Raw genomic sequence first — 20,303 nt, 5'->3', positions numbered from 1 at the left:
ACGTGGATCCGCGGCCAGATCTCGGTGCGTCAGTCGTCGGCGAGGGTGTGGCGGAGGTAGCGCATCGGGGCGTCGAGGTACGCCTTCCAGTGCCTGACGAGCTCGAGGTCCTCCCAGGCGGCCTCGCGCAGTCCCCAGTCGCCGACCTCGAGGATGTGCGCGCCGGGCATCGACGCGAGCACGGGGGAGTGCGTCGCGCAGAGCACTTGGCCGCCCGCCTCGGCGATGTCGTGCAGCACGCGGATCAGCGTCAGGGTCGAGCGGAACGACAGCGCCGCCTCGGGCTCGTCGAGGCAGTAGAAGCTGGGCGAGTCGAACTTGCGGTTGAGCACCTCGAGGAACGACTCCCCGTGGCTCATCGCGTGGTAGTCGGTGTCGTTCGGGCCGCCGTACTCGTCCATGTAGGTGTACCAGCCGTGCATCGTCTCCGCGCGCAGGAAGAATCCCCACGTGCCGGAGCCGATGCCCCTCTGGACCATGAGCGCCCGATGGAGCGGTGACTCGCTGGACCGGGTCACGTGCTTGCCGTGGGCACTGCCGCCTTCGGGGGACAGCCCGTACGCGACGGCGATCGCCTCGACGAGGGTCGACTTGCCGGAGCCGTTCTCGCCGACGAGGAACGTGACGCCCGGGGCGAGGTCGATGCCGTCGGCGAGCAGCTGGGCCACGGCCGGGATGGTGGCCGGCCACTCGCCGGCCGGCATGCCGGCCTCGGGATCACGCGAGACGCGTACGACGGGAGGCTGGTCGAAGTCCACCGTCGTACTGTCTCAGAGCCCGGTGACGTTCCTACTCGTCATCGTCGTCGAGGCGCGCCAGCCAAGTGGCCAGGCGCTCGACGGGGACCTCGAACTCGGGGTTGAGGTCGACGAACTCGACGAGCCGCTCGGCGAGCCAGGCGAAGGTGACCTCCTCGTCACCTCGCCGGCTCTGGAGCTCCTCGATGCCGCGATCCGTGAAGTACATGCGTCAGCTGAAGGCCTGCTGCATCAGCGCGGCCTGCTCCTCGACGTGCCGGTTGTGCGAACCGACCGACGGTGCCGAGGACTCCGGGCGCGACACCCGCAGCAGCGGGAGACCGTCGAACTCACCGCTGAAGTGCAGCGCGACGTGCGGCCACGGACCCTGGTTGGCCGGCTCGTCCTGCACCCAGCGCACCTCGCGGGCGTTGACGAACTGGCCGACCGCGGCGTTGAGCTCCGACGTGGGACGCGGGTAGAGCTGCTCGAGGCGGACGATCGCGGTGCGGGACTGACCCGACTCGCGCTTCTCGCGCTCGGCGAACAGGTCCCAGGCGATCTTGCCGGAGCAGACCAGGACGCGCTCGACCTTGGACGCCTCGACCGAGTCGTCGCCGATGACCGGCCGGAACTTGCCCGACGTGAAGTCCTCGGGCTGCGAGGCAGCGGCCTTGCTGCGCAGCATCGACTTCGGCGTGAAGACGATCAGCGGACGGTGCTGGCTCTCGAGGTTCTGCCGGCGCAGCAGGTGGAAGTACGACGCGGGGGTCGACGGCTGGGCGAGCGTCATGGCGTCGTTGGCGCACAGCTCGAGGAACCGCTCGATCCGGGCCGACGTGTGGTCGGGTCCCTGGCCCTCGTGGCCGTGCGGCAGGAGCAGCACGACGCCGGACTTCTGGCCCCACTTGCTCTCACCGGCTGAGATGTACTCGTCGATCACGGACTGGGCGCCGTTGACGAAGTCGCCGAACTGCGCCTCCCAGATCGTGAGAGCCTCGGGCCGGGCGACGGAGTAGCCGTACTCGAAGCCGAGCGCGGCGTACTCGCTCAGCAGCGAGTCGTAGATGTAGAACGTGGCCTGGTCGTCGCCGATGTTGGCCAGCGGCGTCCACTCGTTGGCGTTGACCCGGTCGATGATCGTGGCGAACCGCGACGAGAACGTGCCACGACGCGAGTCCTGGCCGGCAAGGCGTACGGGCCGCCCGTCGAGCAGCAACGAGCCGAGCGCGAGGATCTCGCCGGTGCCCCAGTCGATCGGGCCGGCGCTGATGGACTGCGCGCGGCGCTGCAGCTGCGGCAGCACCTTGGGGTGGACCGTGAAGCCCTCGGGGACGTTGGTGTAGGCGTCGGCGATCGCCTTCATGGTCTCGGGCGTGACCGCCGTGACGAGCTCGCCGGCGTGCTCGGGCTTGTCGGGGTAGTCCGGGGTGCGCGAGTAGCCGGGATCCGTCGAGGTCTCCTTGACCTCCGCGAAGTTGCGCTCGAGCTGGGCCTGGTAGTCGCTGAGCGCTGCCTCGGCCTCCTCCAGCGTGATGTCGCCACGTCCGACCAGTGCCTCGGTGTAGAGCTTGCGCACCGACTTCTTGGCGTTGATCGTGTCGTACATCAGCGGCTGGGTGAAGCTCGGGTCGTCACCCTCGTTGTGACCGCGGCGGCGGTAGCAGACCAGGTCGATGACGATGTCCTTGTGGAACGTCCGGCGGTACTCGTAGGCCAGGTGCGCCACGCGGATGCACGCCTCGGGGTCGTCGCCGTTGACGTGGAAGACCGGCGCCTGGATCATGCGGGCGACGTCGGTGCAGTAGGTCGAGGAGCGGGACGACGACGGTGCCGTCGTGAAGCCCACCTGGTTGTTGACGATCAGGTGGATCGTGCCGCCGGTGCGGTAGCCGCGCAGCTGCGAGAGGTTGAGCGTCTCGGCCACGACGCCCTGGCCCGCGAACGCGGCGTCGCCGTGCACGAGGACCGGCAGGACGGGGTAGTCGGCACCGCGGTTGAGGCGGTCCTGCTTGGCGCGGGCAATGCCCTCGAGGACCGGGTCAACGACCTCGAGGTGCGACGGGTTGGCCGCCACCGAGACCTTGATCTTGTCGCCGGTGCCTGAGGTGAACTCACCCTCGACGCCGAGGTGGTACTTGACGTCGCCGGAGCCCTGCACGGTGCGCGGGTCGATGTTGCCCTCGAACTCGCGGAACACCGAACCGGCGTGCTTGCCGGCGATGTTGACCAGCACGTTGAGCCGGCCACGGTGGGCCATGCCGATGCAGACCTCGTCGAGGCTGTCGGCTGCGGCCGCCTCGCAGATCTCGTCGAGCACGGGGATCGTCGTCTCACCGCCCTCGAGGCTGAAGCGCTTCTGGCCGACGAACTTGGTCTGCAGGAACGTCTCGAAGGCCTCGGCCTGGTTGAGCTTCTGCAGGATGCGCAGCTGCTCCTCACGCGGAGGCTTGGTGTGCGGGCGCTCGATGCGCTCCTGGAACCAGGCCCGCTCGTCGGGGTCCTGGATGTGCATGTACTCCAGGCCGATCGTGCGGGCGTAGGAGTCGCGCAGGATGCCGAGGATCTCGCGCAGCTTCATGAAGCGCTTGTCGGTCTTGAACGATCCCGTGGCGAACTCGCGGTCGAGGTCCCACAGCGTCAGGCCGTGCGACGCCGTGTCGAGGTCGGCGTGGCTGCGCGGCCGGTTGTCGAGCGGGTTGGTGTCGGCCATCAGGTGGCCCCGCACGCGGAACGCGTGGATCAGCTCGAGGACGCGAGCCTGCTTGTGCACCTCGTCGTCGTGGCTGACCGCGATGTCCTGGGCCCAGCGGATGGGCTCGTAGGGGATCTTGAGCGCGCGGAAGATCTCGTCGTAGAAGTTCTCCTCGCCGAGCAGCAGCGCGTGGATCTTCTTGAGGAACTCGCCGGACTGCGCACCCTGGATGACGCGGTGGTCGTAGGTCGACGTCAGCGTCATCATCTTGGAGATCGCCATCTGTGCGAGCGTGTGCTCGCTGGCGCCCTGGAACTCCGGCGGGTACTCCATCGAGCCGACGCCGATGATGACGCCCTGGCCCTGCATCAGGCGGGGGATCGAGTGGTTGGTGCCGATGCCACCGGGGTTGGTCAGGCTGACGGTCGTGCCCTGGAAGTCGGTGACCTCGAGCTTGCCGTCGCGCGCCTTGCGGACCATCGACTCGTACGCCGCCCAGAACTCGGCGAAGCCCATCGTCTCGGCGGCCTTGATCGAGGGGACGAGCAGCGTGCGCGAGCCGTCGGGCTTCTTGAGGTCGATCGCGAGGCCGAAGTTGATGTGCTCGGGCTTGAGCTGGTTGGGCTTGCCGTCGACGACCTGGAAGCCCGTGTTCATCTCGGGCATCGCCTTGAGCGCCTTGACGATCGCCCACCCAATGAGGTGGGTGAACGACACCTTGCCGCCGCGTGCACGGGCGAGGTGGTTGTTGATCACGATGCGGTTGTCGAACAGCAGCTTGACCGGCACGGAGCGCACGCTGGTCGCGGTCGGCACCGCGAGGCTGGCGTCCATGTTGGCGACGGTGCGGGCGGCGGCGCCACGCAGCACGACGTTCTCGACCTCGCCGGGCCCGTTCTTGGGCGCGTCGGCGGCGCTGCCGTTGGGGGTGGCCACGGTCGTGGCGCGAGAGGTCGGGGCGTCGATCACCGGCGGGGTGGGAGCCGGCGGATCGATGTGCGCGGGTGCGGCCACCTGGCTCTGGGCCGGGGTGACGGTCGCCGGCTCGGTCTTGGGTGCCGGGGGCGTCGACGACGTGGGTGCCGTGGGAGCCGGACTCGGTGCGGCGGTCTCGGCCGGTGCGGCCGGCTGCTCGGCGGGCTTGGCGGCGGCCGGGGCCTGCGTCGCCGTGGTGCCGGCCACGCCGTTGGGGGAGCTGCCGTTGCCGGACCCGTTGGCCAGGGCCGCGCCATCACCGGTCTGGAAGAACGTCACCCAGGTGGCGTCGACCGAAGCAGGGTCTTGGCGGAATCGCTCGTACATCTCTTCGACGAGCCACTGGTTCGTGCCGAAATCAGGGGTTGAATGGTCTTGTGAGGACTCGGCCACAGCCTCGATCGCCTCTTCCGAATTGTGTGCTGGCGCGCGTGCGAAAACTACCGTTAACAGGGTAACGCGACGGTCCATCCGCCTGCAGGCAGGTTCGCCCCGGAATTCCCGCGATCTTCAGGCTGGGGCCCTGCGACGTGGCGGACATCACGTGCCGCCGCATCAGTCGGCGATGACGAGCTCGGGCTCGCGGCCCAGGAAGCGCCCGAATGCCGCTGCCTCCTCGTCGAGCGCGCGCCTGGTGGAGGCCGTGATCCGGGGTGCGCGGTCGACGACGATCCTGACGGTCTTGGCCGTGACGGTCCGGGCCCACCGGCCCGACAACCGGCCGCCGATCATGAGCAGGCCGGCACCACGCATGACGTCGTCGACCGTGCCGTCGAAGCCCGTGTAGTCCTCGGGGTCGCGGGCGTAGGAGATGTACTCGTCGAAGTTGGACAGCAGCATCGCCGGTGGCACCTCGGTGTCGACCGGTTGGTCGAGCGTCCAGTAGGCCTCGCCGCCGACCTCGAGCGGTCGGAGCTCCGCCAGCTCGATCGCGCGGCGGCTGTCGGTCAAGGTCAGGCTCGTCCACCAGGCGAGGTCCTTGTCGCGGAACGCGCCGTGGCCCCGGGCATAGCGCCGGGCGACCTCGGTCAGCAGCTCGTCGTAGGTCCGCTCGTCGGGGGCCGACGGCAGGGCGACGTACGTGTGCTGCTTGCCGCGCATCGGGCCGTTGGCACACAGCAGGCTGATCTCTGCGTTCATGAGCTGATGGACGAGGAACGTGCCCTTGGCCTGCAGCCCGGCATCCTCGAGCGCCGTGGCGAGCTCGGCCCGGGTGTGCGGCGCGCCGTCGGCCAGGGCCGCGACGATGACCTCGGAGCCCCGCTCGATGAGCTCCGGACCGAGGCCCAGCGCGGCCCAGCTGGACGTCATGACCTGGCGGACCCGGGGTGCGGTGAGAGCCAGCAGCCAGTGGATGTCGGCCGGGTCGACGTAGTGCCAGGTCGGCCGCAGGACGTGCGTGCGGAGGAAGTCGCCCCGGTCGAACGCTGCCTGGGCGTCCGCGAGCGTCAGCCCGGTCGTGCGGCGGGCGACGGCCCACAGCGCCATGTCGTGGAGCTGGGACTGGACGCAGCCGAGGTGGCGTACGACGTCGGCGGCCGCGTCGAATCGGGCGGACGTCAGGCCTTGGGCGTGGAGGCGGCCGGGGACGGTTGGCTTCACGCGACCAGCATCTCGTACGAGGAGGACGTTTCGTCGGGTCGATCGCTCACGAGGCCGTGCTCTAGGCTCGCTCTGACGCAACGACGAAGATCAGCGACGAAGGTGGAGAACGATGAGCACTGGGAACCCCTCAGGACGCAACCGGCTCGTGGTGCCGGCTGCGGCGGCCGGCATCGTGATCGTCATCATCCTCGGCGTCCTCCTCGTGCGCGGCGGTGGAGACGACACCCCGGCAGAGCCCAAGGCCACCAAGACGACCGAGGCCGCCGGCACCAAGGCGCCGCAGGACAAGCTCAAGGGCTCCGGCGACGCTCCTGACGAGATCGCCGTCAAGACCGCGACCGTCGCCCGCGGCGCGACCGTGTTCGCGGTCGGTGCCGAGATCCCCGACATCGACCTCAAGAAGATCGACTCGGTCAGCCTCGTCCTGGGCCAGGACAACGGCAAGGTGCTCTGGCGCGTCACCACGTTCCAGGACGCGCGCGGCGCCTTCGTGTTCCCGCAGCTCTACCTCGCCAAGGACGGCAAGGACGAGCAGTACGCCTGCGCGTCGGCGATGCGCATCCGTGGACCGCAGCTGTCCATGACGGTGCCGCTCAAGTGCCTCGACAACCCCGAGAAGCCCCTGCGGGCGCGACTCGAGATCACCGACCGCGACGGGGGCGAGGAGAAGACCTCGACCTCCAAGGTCCTCTCCGCGCCCAAGTCGTAGCCCGTACGCCTAGGGCGTCTCCATCGCGGCATCGAGGGTGATGTCGACGCCGGCGAGGGCCTTGCTGACCGGGCAGCCGACCTTGGCCGCCTCGGCGGCCTCCAGGAACCCGGCCTCGTCGATGCCGTCGGCCTCGCCACGGACGGTCAGCGTGATGCCGGTGATCTTGAAGCCGCCCTCCGGGTCGGGGCCGAGGGTCACGTCAGCGCGGATCTCCATCGACAGCGGTGTCGCGTCGCGAGCGCCCAGCTGCCCGGCCAGCGACATCGCGTAGCAGGCCGAGTGCGCCGCGCCGATGAGCTCCTCGGGGTTGGTGACACCACCGCCGTCCTCGGACGCGCGCTGGGGGAACGAGACCTCGAACGTGCCGAGGCCCGAGCTGGTCAGCTCGACCTGTCCCGAACCGTCCTGCAGGCCGCCGTCCCAGGCCGTACGTGCTGTGCGTGTGGGCATCGTGAACCTCTTCCGTCGTGGATGTCCCTTCGACGCTACTGCGGGAGGCTGGACGCGGAAAGATCGCGAGCCGGTGAAACATTCCGTGCCCGCCGCGGCATGTACGTGATGTCATGTCCAAGCCGACCGGAGGTCCCGCCATCCATGATCGAAGTGTTCACGTGAAGTCCGACGCCGAGCTGATCGCGTCGTCGGGCCACGATCCGCAGGCGTTCCGCGAGCTCTACGACCGCTATGCCGAGCCGATCCACGCCTTCCTGCTCCGTCGTACGTCCGACCGTGAGGCCGCGCTCGACCTCACGGCGGAGACGTTCGCGCAGGTGTGGACGTCGCGGCACCGGTTCGTCGACCAGAAGGACGGCTCGGCCGGTCCATGGCTGTTCGGCATCGCCCGCAACGTCCTCTCCCGTTCCGCGCGCGAACGGCGACTGATCAGCGAGGCCAGCCAGGCCCTGCGGATCACCCACGGCCGCTCGAGCGCCACGCCCGACACCGCATGGGTCGACGGCATGGACTCCGACGTCGAGGAGGCACTCTCGACATTGCCGGAGTCCCAACGCCTCGCCGTCGAGCTCCGCGTCCTCTCCGACCGTCCGTACGACGAGGTCGCCGAGGAGCTCGACTGCACCCCGACCGCGGCCCGCATCCGCGTGTCCCGTGGCCTCGCCCGCATGCGGACCTCCCTCCAGACCGTCTCGAACCCCAAGGAATCGTCATGAACCCCACCACCCAGTCCGACCTCACCCGCATCGGTGACGACCTCGAGCAGGCCGTCGCCGCCCAGATCGCCGGATCGATCGTCGTACGCCGCCGCCGCAAGCGCTCCCGCACCACGATCGCCGCCTTCGCCACCGCCGGCGTCCTCGTCGTCGGTGGCGGTGCCGCAGCCGCCGTCAGCCTGCTGTCGCCCGACACGGTCGAGCGGGGCATGCCGGGCAGCAGCGTGATCTTCATCGACACCGACCCGACCTGCACCAAGAAGAGCGACATCGAGTTCGACTGCACCCTCGCGAAGGCGCCGAGCAAGGAGATCCTCGAGGACTACAAGGGCACCAAGGAGACGTTCAACGACGCCGACGACAACATCGCCGGCGGTTGCATCGGCCAGGACTCCGCCGGTCTGCACTGGACCTGCTATGCCGGCGAGAAGGCCGTCGAGATGGACATCATCGGCAAGGACCTCCTCGGCCAGCACACCAACGGTCCCGCAGCAGGCTGAAAAAAGATCGTCCCGGGTTGTCGAATCGCCCCGCGTCCGTACGACGTAGGGGTGAGGACGCCGAGAGTCGGTGTCCACGACAACCCGGGAGACGATCATGGGATCCATCACCTCAAGCCTCTTCATCTCGCTCGACGGCGTCATCGAGTCGCCCGAGACGTGGCACTTCGACTACTTCGACGACGAGATGGGTGCGGCAGTCGGCGCGCTCATGGGTAGCGCGGACGCGACGCTGTTCGGCCGGCAGACGTACGACGAGATGGCGGCATACTGGCCGACCGCCGACCCCAACGACCCGTTCACGGCCCAGATGAACGGCGCCCGCAAGTACGTCGTGTCGGACTCGCTGACCGAGGCGACGTGGGAGAACTCATCGATCATCAGCGGTGACGTCGTCGCCGAGCTGACGGCGCTCAAGCAGGAGACCCGGCTCGGCACGACCGGCAGCGCGACGCTCGTGCGCTGGATGCTCGAGCAGGGCCTCGTCGACGAGCTGCACCTGCTGGTGCACCCCGTCGTCGTCGGCAGCGGCAAGAAGCTGTTCGCCGATGGTGCCAAGGTGCCGCTCGAGCTCCGGTCCTCCACGACCTTCGGGACGGGTGTCCTGCACCTCGTCTACGGTCCGGTCTCCGCCTGAACGGCTCAGACGCCGAGCAGCTCCAGTGACACGTCCCAGAGCCGCTCGGCGTTGGCCGGGTCCAGCGCGTACGGCGCGACGCCGGTCATGTCGTTGGTCGGCCGGTCGACGAGGACAGCCTCCTGGTTGTCGACGAAGTAGCGGCCACCGACGCCCTCGAGCAGCGGGCTGGTCGCGAGCAGCACCGACGTCGAGGCACCCTGCTCGGGTGTCTTCGCGAGCGGGTTGGGGCTGCCGCCTCCGCTGTGGCGTTGCAGGTTGGTCGCGATGGAGCCCGGCATCAGCGAGTTGGCGGTGATGCCGTCGGCCGCCCAGCGGCGTGTGGCCTCCACCGCGAACAGCACGTTGGCGGTCTTGGACTGCCCGTAGGCGGCCCACGGGTCGTACGGCATGAACCGGAAGAACAGGTCGTCGAAGATCACCGGAGAGCGGAAGTGTGCGCTGGAGCTGACCGAGACGATCCGGGCGTGACCGGCGGCGGCCAGGGCGTCGTGCAGGCCGAGCGCGAGCCTGAAGTGGCCGAGGTGGTTGGTCGCGAACTGCAGCTCCCAGCCCTGCTCGGTGTACGTCTCGGGGGTCGCCATGACGCCCGCGTTGTTGACCAGGACGTCGAGCGGTCCGTCCCAGCCGGCGACGAACGCGTCGACGCTGTCGAGGTCGGTGAGCTCGAGCCGGCGTACGTCGACCGCGCGGCCCGTGGTGGCACGGATGTCGGCGGCGACCCGCTCGCCGGCCTTGAGGTCGCGCACGGCGATCGTCACCTCAGCGCCGGTGGCGGCCAGGACTCGCGCGGTCTCCACGCCGATGCCGGACGCGCCACCGGTCACGACGGCGCGCCTCCCGGTCAGGTCGATGCCATCGACCACCTCGGCTGCCGTGGAGCTGAAGTCGAAGGGCGTCGTGATGCGATCCATGCCCTCCAGCATGGGGGATCAGGCTGGGTGCGGGTACTCGGGGGAGCGGTGCTGGAACGCCAGGATGTCGGGGTTCTGGATGACGCCGTCGCGGATCTCGATCGCGCGCCGCAGGGTCTCGTCGGCGTCCCACGACTCGGGACCGGCGAGGACCTTCGACACGTACGGCAGCAGTGCCTGGCTGATCTCCCACGTGGCGGAGTTCCAGAGGTACGACGGGCTGTGGTCGACCGCGTAGTAGGTCACGCCGTTGCCGACCGTGAACGTCGGCTCGTCGAACGAGGTCGGCTTGGCCCACTCGAAGCCCATGCCCTCGTCGCACGAGACGTCGACCACGAGCGTGCCGGACGCGAGCGTCGGCAGGCCGTCGTTGGTCAGGAACGTCATCGGCGAGGTCGGGCTCTGCAGCACGCAGTTGACGATGACGTCGTGCTCGGCGAGCAGCGCGGGCATCGGGACCCAGCCTTCGTCGACGAACGCGCGGCTCTCGGCCGGCGATGCGGCGGGATCGAAGTGCACGATGTGCGCCGAGTGGATCGGTGCACTGACCGCGGCGACGCCGCGCTGGGTGAAGATGTTGACGTCGTGGATGCCGTGAGCGCTGAGCGCCGTGACCGCGCCGCGGGCGGTCGCGCCGAAGCCGATGACCGCGGCGCTCAGGCGGCGCCCGTAGTTGCCGGTCAGGCCGCCGATCTCCATCGCGTGCAGCACCGAGCAGTAGCCGGCGAGCTCGTTGTTCTTGTGGAACACGTGCAGCAGGAAGTTGCCGTCGCCGCTCCAGTGGTTCATCGCCTCCCAGGCGATCAGGGTCAGCTTGCGGTCGATCGCGGCCTGCGTTAGCGCGCGATCCTGCACGCAGTGCGGCCAGCCCCACAGCGTCTGGCCCTCACGCATCTCCAGCAGGTCCGACGGCTGGGGCTTGGTGAGCAGGATGACGTCGCACCGCTGGATCAGCTCGGCACGGCTGAGGATCCCTCCGACGTACGGCCGGAGCTCGTCGTCGGACCAGCTGAAGTTCTCGCCGTAGCCCTCCTCGAGGAACACATGGGGTCGCTGGGCGTCCGACAGGCGTTCGAGGTGCCGAGGGTGGATCGGCAGACGCCGTTCGTTCTCCTTGGCGGTGTGGGCGATGACGCCCAGGTCAAGCTGTTCCATGCCGACTCCGTCGGTGCGTGTTGCCAGGTTGTCCGCTGCTCGGTGAGGAGCGGTCGCGCCCGGCGAGGCTACACCCGTCAGGCGCCCAGGCCGTCTTCGAGCAGGTCGAGCGCACGACGGCCGAGGGCGAGGACGTCCTTGGCGATGCGCTTGCCGCTCTGGCCCGCGAGCGCCTGCCGGTGCACCGACGCCTTCATGGCTCGGTTGACCCCCATGAGCGCGTTGGCCACGACCCACGCCTCCGGGTCGTCCGGGCGCACGCCCCGCTCCGCTGCGATCAGCTCGGCGAGGGCTTGGGTGAACCGGTCGAACGTCTGGCGCTCGCGGCCCTGGAGGGCCGGGCTGTCGGCCGCGAGCCTGGCCACCGTCGCGACCCGCTCGATGCCCGCGGGATCGCTGCCGGCCAGTGCCCCTCGCGGCTGCAGCACGAAGTCGCGGAAGGCGGTGAGCACCGGGACGCCGTCCGCCCGGTCGTGCACGGCAGCGATCAGCGCGTGCTCGAACGCCTCCATGCCTTCGTAGACGAGGTCTTCCTTGGTGGGGAAGTAGTTGAACACGGTGGCCTCGGAGACGTCGGCCGCCCGTGCGATCGCCGCGACAGGGACCTTGTCGAAGCCGCTCTCGGCGAAGAGCTCGATCGCACAGTCCTGGATCCGCTGCCTGGTCTGTTGCTTCTTGCGCTCCCGCAGGCCCGTCTCGGTGGTCATGTCATGAGCATACCAGTTGACATTGGGGTGAGTCTAAATTTAGAGTGACCCTAAATACGTTTCCAGGACGGGAGAAGACCATGGCCACCACGCATCAGATGCCACCCGACGCTTCCGAGACGGGGCCGCTCGAACGACACGTCGTGGCGGTCGCCGCCGTCGTCGTGCTCGGCGCCGTCATGACGGTGCTCGACTCCACGATCGTCAGCGTGGCGATCGAGACGCTGGGCCGCGACTTCGGCTCACCGATGCCCACGATCCAGTGGGTCATGACCGGCTACATGCTGGCGCTCGCTGCCGTCATCCCGGTGACGGGCTGGGCTGCCGCGCGGTTCGGCGGCAAGCAGGTCTGGCTCTTCTCGCTCGCGCTGTTCGTCGGCGCCTCCGCCCTGTGCGCGACGGCCTGGTCGACCGAGAGCCTCATCGTCTTCCGCGTGCTCCAGGGACTCGGTGGCGGCATGGTCATGCCGGTCGGCATGACGCTCGTCGCGCAGGCCGCAGGACCGCAGCGCATGGGCCGGGCGATGAGCATCGTCGGCATCCCGATGATGCTCGGGCCGGTCATGGGCCCTGTCGTCGGTGGCCTGGTCGTGTCCAACGTGTCGTGGCGATGGATGTTCGTCCTGAACATCCCGCTCGGCCTCCTCGCGTTCTGGCTGTCGTCGCGGGTCATCGAGCGCAAGCCCAGCATGCGCACCGAGCGGCTCGACGTGCTCGGCCTCTCCGTCCTGACCCCTGGTGTCGTGTCCTTCGTGTACGGGCTGTCGGTGCTCGCCGAGCGTGGCGGGCTCGACGAGGTCACGGCGTGGGCAGCCGTCGCAGCGGGCGCCGCGCTGATCGCGGTCTTCGTGCGGCACGCGCTGCGCGTCGACAAGCCGCTGCTGGACCTGCGTCTGTTCGCCAACCGCACCTTCACCCTGGCGGTCGCGATCCAGGTGCTGCTCGGTGCCGTTCTGATCGGCTCGATGCTCCTGCTGCCGCTGTACTACCAGGTGGTGCGGGGCGAGTCCGCCAGCACGACAGGGCTGCTGCTGGTGCCGCAGGGCGTCGGTGCCGCACTCGCGATGGCCGTCACGGGCCGGCTCGCCGACCGGGGCAAGGGCAGGGTCTCGGTGCTGGCCGGACTGTCGCTCATCGTCGCCGGCCTGGCTGCCTACACCGCCTCGACCGCCGGCACGAGCTACGTCGTGATGTCCGCGGCCCTTCTCGTGATCGGCATCGGCACCGGGTGTGTCATGGCGCCGGTCATGGCGACGGCGTACGCGAAGCTCGACCGGGCCGCCATGCCGGGCGCGACGGCGACGCTCAACGTGACGCAGCGGATCGGCGGCGCGATCGGCACGGCGTTCTTCGCCGCGGTGCTGCAGCACCAGCTCAGCCAGGCGCGGGCAGTCGGCACAGACCTCGTCGAGGCGACCGCCGACGCGTTCGGCAGCACGTTCTGGTGGCCGCTCGCCCTCGCTGCGCTGGCGATCGTTCCTGCGGGGTTCCTGCCGCGCAGTCCTCGGCTCGCCTCTGGCGAAGGCCGCTGAACCCCACCATCATCGACACAGGAGGAGCAACGTCATGACAGCTCAGCTCAACCACACGATCGTCGAGTCCCGCGACAAGCGCGAGGCGGCGACGTTCTTCGCCGAGATCCTCGGCCTGCCGGATCCCCAGTCGTACGGGCCGTTCCTCGTGCTGGAGACCGGCAACGACGTCTCGCTCGACTTCGTCGACGCGCAGGGCCCGGTGCACCCGCAGCACTACGCGTTCCTCGTCAGCGACGACGAGTTCGACGAGGTCTTCGGCCGGATCAAGGAACGCGGCCTGGCGTACTGGGCAGATCCGTTCCACCGCCGGCCCGACGACATCAACCACAACGACGGCGGCCGCGGGGTCTACTGGACCGATCCCAACGGCCACAACCTGGAGATCATCACCCGCCCTTACGGAGGATGACCGAGAGCGCCACGACCGGGTGGCCGTGGCGCTCTCGTGGGTCCGTCCTCATCCCTCCAGGTTGCCGAAGAACTCGCGCAGGTCGGCGGCAACGGCGTCGGGACGCTCGAGCGAGGCGTAGTGCCCACCGGTCTCGTGCTCGGTCCAGTGCACGATGTTGCTGTTGTCGCGATCGGCGAACGTGCGGATCGACTTGAAGTCGTCGGCGAACACCGCGACGCCCGTACGTGCGTGGTTGACCGCGGGCTCAGCCCCGGCGTGCGCCTCGGAGTAGTGGTAGCGGCCGACGCTCGCCGAGGTGTTGGTGAACCACTCGAGCGACACCTCGGTCAGGATCTGTTCGCGGGTGACCAGGCTCGTGCCGTTGCCGAACGACATGAACAGCTCGTTCCAGGCCAGCTGGCCGACGGGGGAGTCCGAGATCCCGGCGGCAACCGTCTGGGGGCGCGACGCGTTGATCGCGTTGTAGCCGCCGACCGACTGGAACCACTTCATGTGCTCGAGGGCGGCGTAGTCCTTGGGCTCGAGCTTCTCGAACTCCGCGGGATCGCCCGAGGGGAACGAGAACAGCTGCAGGACGTGCAGGCCCAGGAAGCCTTCGGGCTGCAGCAGACCGAGCTCGCGAGCGACCATCGCGCCGCCGTCGCTGCCGTGCGCGCCGTACGAGTCGTAGCCCAGCTTGCGCATGAGGGTGTCGTACGTACGGGCCACCCGTGCCATGGTCCAGCCGTGGTCCGTGACGGGCGTGCTGAACGCGAAGCCGGGCATCGAGGGCACGACGACGGAGAACGCGTCCTCGGCCCTGCCGCCGTGCGCGACCGGGTCGGTGAGCGGGCCGATCATGTCGAGGAAGTCGACGAACGAGCCGGGGTAGGTGTGCAGCAGCAGGAGGGGTGTCGCGCCGGCCTCCGTCGACGGCACGTGGATGAAGTGGATCGTCTGGCCGTCGATGTCGGTCAGGTAGTGCGGGAACTCGTTCATCCGCGCCTCCTGCTCGCGCCAGTCGAACTCGCCGCGCCACTGCGCCACCATCTCCTCGAGGTAGTGGTTGGGCACGCCGTACGTCCAGTCGTCGCCAGGTGCGGGCGCCGGGTAGCGGGTCCGGGCGAGCCGGTTGTCGAGGTCGTCGAGCTCGGCCTGCGGGATGTCGATGACGAAGGGGCGGATGTCGGATGAGGTGCTTCGCTGTGTGGTCATGAATCTACCGTAGAACTGATATAGGAACGTTTGATTCCTAGTTCTGGGATAAGTTTTCACCCATGATCGACACGTCTGCGAGGCTGCTCGCACTCCTCTCTCTCCTGCAGTCCAGGCCCCAGTGGTCCGGCTCCGAGCTGGCCGAACGGCTCGAGGTGACGACGCGCACGATCCGCAACGACATCGACCGGCTGCGCAACCTCGGCTACCCCGTCAACGCCGAGCGCGGCGTGCACGGGAGCTACCGGCTCGGCGCCGGTGCCGCGCTGCCGCCGCTGCTGCTCGAGGACGACGAGGCGATCGCCGTCGTGCTCGGCCTGCGCGCCGCGTCGACGAGTGCGGTCGAGCGGGTCGCCGAGAGCAGCGCGCTCGCGCTCGCCAAGCTCGAGCAGGTGCTGCCCTCACGCCTGCGGCGCCAGGTCGCGACGCTCTCTCAGGTCACGACCCAGGTCGCCGACGACGCGGGCATCCCGGATGCCGACCCGCGGTTCGATCCCGAGACGCTGACGGCGGTGGCGGCGGCGATCCGCGACACCGAGTGGCTGCGGTTCGACTACGACGGTGAGCCCCGGCTCGTCGAGCCGTACCAGCTCGTCAGCTGGGAGCGCCGGTGGTACCTCCTGGGCCGTGACCCGGATGCCGACTCGTGGGGCGTCTTCCGCCTCGACCGGATGGCGCTGCGCATGCGCACCGGTCGGCGGTTCCCCCCGCAGCCCCTCCCGGACGAGGACGTCAGCGCGTACGTCATGCGGGCCGTCGCCTACGAGGGCTGGGCCGTGCATGCGCGCATCACGGTGCTGGCTCCGGCCTCCGAGGTCGTGGCGAGGATCAACCCCGCGGTCGGCATCGTCGAGCCGGTCGACGACGAGTCGTGCGTCCTGATCACCGGGGCCGACAGCTTCGGGACCATGGCGGTGTACGTGGGCCTGCTCGACATGGACATCCGCGTCGACGGCCCCCCAGAGCTGGTCGAGCGTCTGCGGGTGCTCAGTCGCCGCTACGGCGAAGCGGTGCGCTGAGGCTGCTGGTCGACGTCGTCCGCCGCATCGGTCCACGCGATGCGGGTCACCAGCGCGCGATGGTCCGTACCGGGCACCGCCTGCACATGCGCGTCCGTCGCCTCCAGCGGACCACGCATGAAGACGTGGTCGAGGCCGAACATGGCCGGCAGCCTCAGGCCGATGAGCCGGACGTGATCGGAGGACGGCCACGTGGGTCTCCAGACCAGGCCGGCGTCGGCGCTGGCATCTCGGTAGTCCGCCCGCAGAAGGGTCTCGAGCTGCGGATGGTCCAACGTGGCGTTGAAGTCACCGGCGACCAGCGTCGGCTCGTGCGAAGCCTTGGCCGTGGCGAGGATGAGATCGAGATCTCTGGACCACTGCGCGACGCCGTTGTTCGGGGCGATGGGGTGCACCGCGAGAACTCTCAGCGGGCCGCCGGCGGTCGCCAGCTGCACGCCGAACCCCGGGGTGCTGGTCGCGATGGTGGCGACGTCCCGGAGGGGCTCGTTGGTGAACAGCATGATCCCGTCACGGTTGACCTGGGCGGTGCCGGCGCGATGCTTCAGCCGCCGCTCCAGTCCGAGTCGGTCCAGCTCGGCCAGGGCGGAAGGGGTGATCTCCTCGAGGACGAGGATGTCGACCCCCTCACGATCGACCGCCTCGAGCAGGGACTCCGGATCGGCGCGCCCGATGTGCAGGTTCGCGGTCATGACCGAGAATCGGTTGGCGGTCGCGGAGCCCGGGGCGTCGGCCAGGAACGGCTTGACGAACCACCACACGTGCAGGAGGAGCAGCGACGTGACCACCGCCAGCACCGGGAGGGCGACAGGTCGGGTCACGCTGCGAAAGCCCCACGACAGGACGACCAGCACGATCACCGCAAACGCGTACGGGATGATCGCCACCGGAGCGCAGGCGCGGAGGATCACCCACCAGAGACTGGTGCCTGACTGCAGCCGGGCCGTCGTGATGGCCAGGGTGGGGAGCACCAGGAAGGCGACGAGGAGGCCCCCCACGAGCCTGGCCACCTGCGGGTGAGTCCCTGCGGTCGACAGGTCAGACCTTCCAGCGGCGGAGGGTGACCTTCGCGTTGCGCAGGGCCATGACCTCGGCGCGCAGGTAGCGCCGGTGCCCGCCCATGGTCCGGATCACCGTGAGGTTTCCCGCGTTGGCCCACTCGCACACCGTCTTGGTGTGCACGTCGAATATCGCCGCGACCTCGGCCGGGCGCATCAGCATGTCTGGGGAGTTGACCACCTTCATCTCAGATTCCCCCGTGCTGCGAGTCGTGCCGGGGCGGAGCCGAGCGCGACGTGCGTGCCATCTGATCATTGGCCATGAAAAACTCCCCTGTTGTTGTTTCGAGCCTGATGTTCCTGTCCCGGGCAAGCCGTTGGACTGGTCCGGGACTAGTGACGACAATGCAGGTGTCCAGGAGGGGGCGACAACAGGATTGCCGAAGTCCTACGGGCGTCCGCAATCGCCCGAATCCGACGGATGCGGGGACCCGCATCGCCTGTGGTTTGCCGCCATCGCAACGAGAAATGGCGTCACCATGGTTCAGGCCGGAGGCGCAGTTGCGCTGGGCGGCGCACCGTCGTCGGGAGCGCCGGCACCGGTGAGCACCGCGACGAGCTGGGCGCGGGAGTGGACGCCGAGCGAGCGATAGATGTGGGTGAGTCGCAGCTCGACGGTCCGGACCGAGACGAACAGCTCTTGGGCGATCTCGCGGTTGCGCAGCCCCTGCACGACCCGGATCGCGACCTCCCGCTCGTCCTCGGTGAGCTGATCCAGCATCGGCGCGCTCTCGGTTCGCCGATTCGTGCTGGCAGGGACGACCGGGGCCTGGTCGGTACGAGCGGCCCAGGCGTCGGCCCCCGCGGTCTCGAACGCCGCGACGGCGGCCATGCGTGAGCGCCGGCCCTCCACCGTCATGCCGAGCTCTTCCTGACGGATCGCCAGGCACCGCAGCGTCCGACCGAGCTCGTACGGCAGCTCGTCCCGGCCGAACTCCTTGACGGCGGCGTCGAACAGGTCGAGCGAGGACTCTCCGGTGTCGACCAGCGCCCGGGAGCGCAACAAGGCGAGCTCACCCCACCGCGACCGGTGGGAGGAGAGTCGCCGCTCGAGCGCCGTCACGGTGGCCGCGGCCTCCTGCACGCGACCGGTCATGACGCAGGCCTCGGTGTAGTCGGCCCAATGACGCAGCAACGTCGGGTTGCGGAACCGGGTCGAGGCCGCGCTGACCTCGCGCAGCTCCTTGACGGCAGACTCAGCATTTCCGGCCAGGAGGCGCAACGCGCTGCGCAGGGCCATGGCGCGGGCGCGGAGTGCCGGACTGGCCTCGCCCGCCGCGAGCTCGATGCACCGGTCGAGGAGCTCGTCCGCCTCTGCCTCCCGGCCCAACGAGTAGGCGTACCAGGCCTGCGCGTAGGCGAAGGCGGACGTGCCTCGGGTGAGCGACGGTGCCCTGCCCTGCCAGGTGTCGACCGCCGCCCGCGCCAGGCGGAACTCGGTGGCGTTGATCTCGTTGTGGATCGTCCCGTACGTCGCGAGGTCGTGGCGGAGGCCGTTGCGACTCGTCGGGCGGTTCCGGACGGTCGTGAAGAGCTGCCGCGCATCCGTGTAGGCCTCGTGCACGCTCAGGGCTCTGGCCCGAAGCAGCAACAGGTCGGGGTCCGCCGTCATCGGGTCCTCGAGCCCGATGGTGGGAGGTGTCCCGGTGATCGTCGTGCCTTCCATACCGTCGACGATGTCCTGCATGGCGAGCAGCTTGAGTCGCGTCAGCTCCGAGGCGCCGTCGGCGAGGCGCAGCCCGTGCTCCACCAGACGGCGGGCCTCATCGGTCTCCCATCGCTCCGACCGGAAGGCGGCGCCGAGGCAGATCATGGAGCATGCGCCCTCGCGGTTCGCCCCGGCGTGCAGGTCGGCAAGGGTCGACAGGTCGTCGTCGACCAGGTGCTTCTTGTGGAAGAGCCGGGCCATGAGCCTGACGTTGAGGATGTCCATCGACTGCTCGGGGGCTGTCGTCTCCGCGCGGGCGCGGGCGCTGTAGCGGTCCGCCAGGATCAGGTGACCATCCAACAGGAGGTGGTTGCACAACCGGATGAGCGGCTCTGCGTGATCCTCGATGTGCTCGGCCCGGTTCAGGGCTCGCTCCGTGAACTCGACGGCGGCGCCCACGTGGCGTTCGTCGACGAACGTGACAGCGGCGCTGAGGAGCTGGTCGACGCTCTGCGGCCCCCGCGCGGTCGAGCTGTGGTGCCAGATCGTCAGTCGTTCGTCGTACGGCTCGCAGGCCTCGGCCAGGGCGGCGTGGTTGTGACGGCGCGACTTGGAGCCCTGGTCCCAGTAGAGACGGCTGCGCAGCCGTTGGTCGGTGAACGTGATGTGGGGTCCCCGACGGGTCAGCACGCCACCGTCGACGAGGTCCTCGATGTCGTCCGCCGCATCGGGCAGGATGCCGCTGAGGGTGCCGACGTGGCACAGCGGCGCCAGGGCGACCAGCTGGAGGACCTCGCGCGCTGCCGCACTGAGGCCGTCGAGCGTCCCGGCCGTCACCTGCTCGATCGTGCTGGAGCCGCGCGGCGGCAGGGCGATCGACGCCGTGCCGTGCAGCTGGTCGTCCTGCAGGTTGGCGACCTGTTCCTCGAGGACGCGGGGGTTTCCGCCGGCGTACTTGGCGAGGATGCACACCGTCGACTCGTCGACGTCGTGGTCCGCCATCGTGATGGCGACGATCTCGTCGGGTGTGAACGGCAGCAGGTGGGCCGGTTCGAACCCCGGGACCGCGCTTCCCGGCTGGATCTCGGTGGCGGTCGCCACGATCCACAGGGACGTGCCGGCGAGGTGGGACGCGATCGTCCCGAGGACCGTACGGCTCGCGCTGTCCATCAGGTCGAGGTCGTCGATGAGCGCGACGGTCGGCGGCAGCTCGAGGCCGCGGATCAGGGACAGCAAGTCGTAGCCGGCGGCGAACAACGCATCGGGCTCCTCGGACCGGAGCGCGAAGTGGCGGTGCGGCTCGGACGACGGATCCTGCCGGAGCGCTGCGAACAGCGAGGCGAACCCCGCGAGCGGGAATCGCCACTCCTCCGGATGGATTCGCAACAGCACGGTCGGGGCGGTGGGCAATGCATGAGCGGCGGCCAACAGGTGGCTCTTGCCGCTGCCGTGCTCACCGATGAGGAGCAGGGCGCGCTCGTCGGTGGACTCGTGGAGGGTGGCTAGTGTCGTGTGGGCGTCTGCTCGACTGATCGACTCCATCCGTCGTCGCTCCTCACACCGGGATCCCCTGGTATCGCCGCTCCGGATGTGACCGGCACATGCGCTGTGGTGGTTGTGTGCACCGCGTA

At 69.3% G+C, this 20,303-nt stretch carries 19 protein-coding genes; 7 read left to right on the top strand and 12 right to left on the bottom strand.

What is annotated here, in order from left to right; translation table 11 throughout:
• Positions 1-29: 29 nt before the first annotated feature.
• From ASE12_RS06450 to ASE12_RS06440, 4 genes are all read right to left on the bottom strand, one after another.
• Positions 30-758: an AAA family ATPase gene (locus ASE12_RS06450; protein WP_056398416.1), complete on the bottom strand. Its 729-nt coding sequence runs from the start codon at positions 756-758 to the stop codon at positions 30-32.
• 31 nt (positions 759-789) lie between these two features.
• Positions 790-966: a DUF6104 family protein gene (locus ASE12_RS20335; RefSeq protein ID WP_200935367.1), complete on the bottom strand. Its 177-nt coding sequence runs from the start codon at positions 964-966 to the stop codon at positions 790-792.
• A gap of 3 nt (positions 967-969) precedes the next feature.
• Positions 970-4,734: a multifunctional oxoglutarate decarboxylase/oxoglutarate dehydrogenase thiamine pyrophosphate-binding subunit/dihydrolipoyllysine-residue succinyltransferase subunit gene (locus ASE12_RS06445; RefSeq protein ID WP_235508850.1), complete on the bottom strand. Its 3,765-nt coding sequence runs from the start codon at positions 4,732-4,734 to the stop codon at positions 970-972.
• A gap of 228 nt (positions 4,735-4,962) precedes the next feature.
• The gene (locus tag ASE12_RS06440) at positions 4,963-6,009 is read right to left on the bottom strand and encodes a winged helix DNA-binding domain-containing protein (protein ID WP_056398410.1); all 1,047 of its coding nucleotides are present in this window, start codon (positions 6,007-6,009) and stop codon (positions 4,963-4,965) included.
• Positions 6,010-6,121: 112 nt separating this feature from the next.
• On the opposite strand from ASE12_RS06440, the gene ASE12_RS06435 reads away from it, so the two are divergent.
• Positions 6,122-6,721, top strand: a complete 600-nt coding sequence (locus tag ASE12_RS06435; RefSeq protein ID WP_157412834.1) for a hypothetical protein — start codon at positions 6,122-6,124, stop codon at positions 6,719-6,721.
• Between the two features lie 9 nt (positions 6,722-6,730).
• On the opposite strand, the gene ASE12_RS06430 is transcribed toward ASE12_RS06435, so the two are convergent.
• Positions 6,731-7,174: an OsmC family peroxiredoxin gene (locus tag ASE12_RS06430; protein WP_056398407.1), complete on the bottom strand. Its 444-nt coding sequence runs from the start codon at positions 7,172-7,174 to the stop codon at positions 6,731-6,733.
• Between the two features lie 161 nt (positions 7,175-7,335).
• Between ASE12_RS06430 and ASE12_RS06425 the strand changes: the two genes are divergently transcribed.
• The 3 genes from ASE12_RS06425 to ASE12_RS06415 all read left to right on the top strand — a co-directional run bounded on the left by ASE12_RS06425 (position 7,336) and on the right by ASE12_RS06415 (position 9,030).
• Positions 7,336-7,893 (top strand): RNA polymerase sigma factor, encoded by a 558-nt coding sequence (locus tag ASE12_RS06425; RefSeq protein WP_056398403.1) that lies wholly within the window; start codon positions 7,336-7,338, stop codon positions 7,891-7,893.
• Entirely contained in the window at positions 7,890-8,393 is a 504-nt protein-coding gene (locus ASE12_RS06420; protein WP_056398399.1) for a hypothetical protein, read from the top strand. The genes ASE12_RS06425 and ASE12_RS06420 overlap by 4 nt, the downstream gene beginning before the upstream one ends.
• Positions 8,394-8,490: 97 nt before the next feature.
• Positions 8,491-9,030: a dihydrofolate reductase family protein gene (locus ASE12_RS06415; RefSeq protein ID WP_056398397.1), complete on the top strand. Its 540-nt coding sequence runs from the start codon at positions 8,491-8,493 to the stop codon at positions 9,028-9,030.
• Positions 9,031-9,035: 5 nt separating this feature from the next.
• On the opposite strand, the gene ASE12_RS06410 is transcribed toward ASE12_RS06415, so the two are convergent.
• The 3 genes from ASE12_RS06410 to ASE12_RS06400 form a co-directional block, all read right to left on the bottom strand.
• On the bottom strand, positions 9,036-9,944 hold the full coding sequence (locus ASE12_RS06410) for an SDR family NAD(P)-dependent oxidoreductase (RefSeq protein ID WP_056404585.1): 909 nt from the start codon (positions 9,942-9,944) through the stop codon (positions 9,036-9,038).
• An 18-nt stretch (positions 9,945-9,962) separates the two neighbouring features.
• Complete coding sequence (locus ASE12_RS06405; protein ID WP_056398394.1) at positions 9,963-11,099, bottom strand: N(5)-(carboxyethyl)ornithine synthase; 1,137 nt, start codon at positions 11,097-11,099, stop codon at positions 9,963-9,965.
• Positions 11,100-11,176: 77 nt separating this feature from the next.
• Positions 11,177-11,806 (bottom strand): TetR/AcrR family transcriptional regulator, encoded by a 630-nt coding sequence (locus tag ASE12_RS06400; protein WP_056398392.1) that lies wholly within the window; start codon positions 11,804-11,806, stop codon positions 11,177-11,179.
• 80 nt (positions 11,807-11,886) lie between these two features.
• Here ASE12_RS06400 and ASE12_RS06395 point away from each other — a divergent pair, with 80 nt between their 5' ends.
• Positions 11,887-13,338 (top strand): MDR family MFS transporter, encoded by a 1,452-nt coding sequence (locus ASE12_RS06395; RefSeq protein WP_056398390.1) that lies wholly within the window; start codon positions 11,887-11,889, stop codon positions 13,336-13,338.
• A 34-nt stretch (positions 13,339-13,372) separates the two neighbouring features.
• Positions 13,373-13,750: a VOC family protein gene (locus ASE12_RS06390; RefSeq protein ID WP_056398387.1), complete on the top strand. Its 378-nt coding sequence runs from the start codon at positions 13,373-13,375 to the stop codon at positions 13,748-13,750.
• 48 nt (positions 13,751-13,798) lie between these two features.
• On the opposite strand, the gene ASE12_RS06385 is transcribed toward ASE12_RS06390, so the two are convergent.
• Positions 13,799-14,947, bottom strand: a complete 1,149-nt coding sequence (locus ASE12_RS06385) for an epoxide hydrolase family protein (protein ID WP_056398384.1) — start codon at positions 14,945-14,947, stop codon at positions 13,799-13,801.
• 62 nt (positions 14,948-15,009) lie between these two features.
• On the opposite strand from ASE12_RS06385, the gene ASE12_RS06380 reads away from it, so the two are divergent.
• A complete protein-coding gene (locus tag ASE12_RS06380; protein ID WP_056398382.1) occupies positions 15,010-15,966 on the top strand; it encodes a YafY family protein in 957 nt (318 codons plus the stop codon).
• Here ASE12_RS06380 and ASE12_RS06375 read toward each other — a convergent pair.
• The 3 genes from ASE12_RS06375 to ASE12_RS06365 all read right to left on the bottom strand — a co-directional run bounded on the left by ASE12_RS06375 (position 15,945) and on the right by ASE12_RS06365 (position 20,214).
• The gene (locus ASE12_RS06375) at positions 15,945-16,964 is read right to left on the bottom strand and encodes an endonuclease/exonuclease/phosphatase family protein (protein ID WP_157412833.1); all 1,020 of its coding nucleotides are present in this window, start codon (positions 16,962-16,964) and stop codon (positions 15,945-15,947) included. The two genes, ASE12_RS06380 and ASE12_RS06375, sit on opposite strands and share 22 nt — an antisense overlap.
• A gap of 40 nt (positions 16,965-17,004) precedes the next feature.
• Positions 17,005-17,211 (bottom strand): BldC family transcriptional regulator, encoded by a 207-nt coding sequence (locus ASE12_RS06370; protein WP_056398375.1) that lies wholly within the window; start codon positions 17,209-17,211, stop codon positions 17,005-17,007.
• A gap of 297 nt (positions 17,212-17,508) precedes the next feature.
• A complete protein-coding gene (locus ASE12_RS06365) occupies positions 17,509-20,214 on the bottom strand; it encodes a LuxR family transcriptional regulator (RefSeq protein WP_056398372.1) in 2,706 nt (901 codons plus the stop codon).
• Positions 20,215-20,303 lie beyond the last annotated feature (89 nt).

The sequence above is a fragment of the Aeromicrobium sp. Root236 genome, assembly GCF_001428805.1.
GTDB lineage: Bacteria > Actinomycetota > Actinomycetes > Propionibacteriales > Nocardioidaceae > Aeromicrobium.
This window is presented reverse-complemented; position numbering and strand designations above follow the sequence as displayed.

Coding starts and splice junctions, on each gene's coding strand:
- ASE12_RS06385 (WP_056398384.1), bottom strand. CDS start 14,947: ATGACCACACAGCGAAGCACCTCATCCGACATCCGCCCCTTCGTCATC.
- ASE12_RS06445 (WP_235508850.1), bottom strand. CDS start 4,734: ATGTACGAGCGATTCCGCCAAGACCCTGCTTCGGTCGACGCCACCTGG.
- ASE12_RS06400 (WP_056398392.1), bottom strand. CDS start 11,806: ATGACCACCGAGACGGGCCTGCGGGAGCGCAAGAAGCAACAGACCAGG.
- ASE12_RS06430 (WP_056398407.1), bottom strand. CDS start 7,174: ATGCCCACACGCACAGCACGTACGGCCTGGGACGGCGGCCTGCAGGAC.
- ASE12_RS20335 (WP_200935367.1), bottom strand. CDS start 966: ATGTACTTCACGGATCGCGGCATCGAGGAGCTCCAGAGCCGGCGAGGT.
- ASE12_RS06405 (WP_056398394.1), bottom strand. CDS start 11,099: ATGGAACAGCTTGACCTGGGCGTCATCGCCCACACCGCCAAGGAGAAC.
- ASE12_RS06420 (WP_056398399.1), top strand. CDS start 7,890: ATGAACCCCACCACCCAGTCCGACCTCACCCGCATCGGTGACGACCTC.
- ASE12_RS06390 (WP_056398387.1), top strand. CDS start 13,373: ATGACAGCTCAGCTCAACCACACGATCGTCGAGTCCCGCGACAAGCGC.
- ASE12_RS06410 (WP_056404585.1), bottom strand. CDS start 9,944: ATGGATCGCATCACGACGCCCTTCGACTTCAGCTCCACGGCAGCCGAG.
- ASE12_RS06370 (WP_056398375.1), bottom strand. CDS start 17,211: ATGAAGGTGGTCAACTCCCCAGACATGCTGATGCGCCCGGCCGAGGTC.
- ASE12_RS06395 (WP_056398390.1), top strand. CDS start 11,887: ATGGCCACCACGCATCAGATGCCACCCGACGCTTCCGAGACGGGGCCG.
- ASE12_RS06365 (WP_056398372.1), bottom strand. CDS start 20,214: ATGGAGTCGATCAGTCGAGCAGACGCCCACACGACACTAGCCACCCTC.
- ASE12_RS06435 (WP_157412834.1), top strand. CDS start 6,122: ATGAGCACTGGGAACCCCTCAGGACGCAACCGGCTCGTGGTGCCGGCT.
- ASE12_RS06380 (WP_056398382.1), top strand. CDS start 15,010: ATGATCGACACGTCTGCGAGGCTGCTCGCACTCCTCTCTCTCCTGCAG.
- ASE12_RS06415 (WP_056398397.1), top strand. CDS start 8,491: ATGGGATCCATCACCTCAAGCCTCTTCATCTCGCTCGACGGCGTCATC.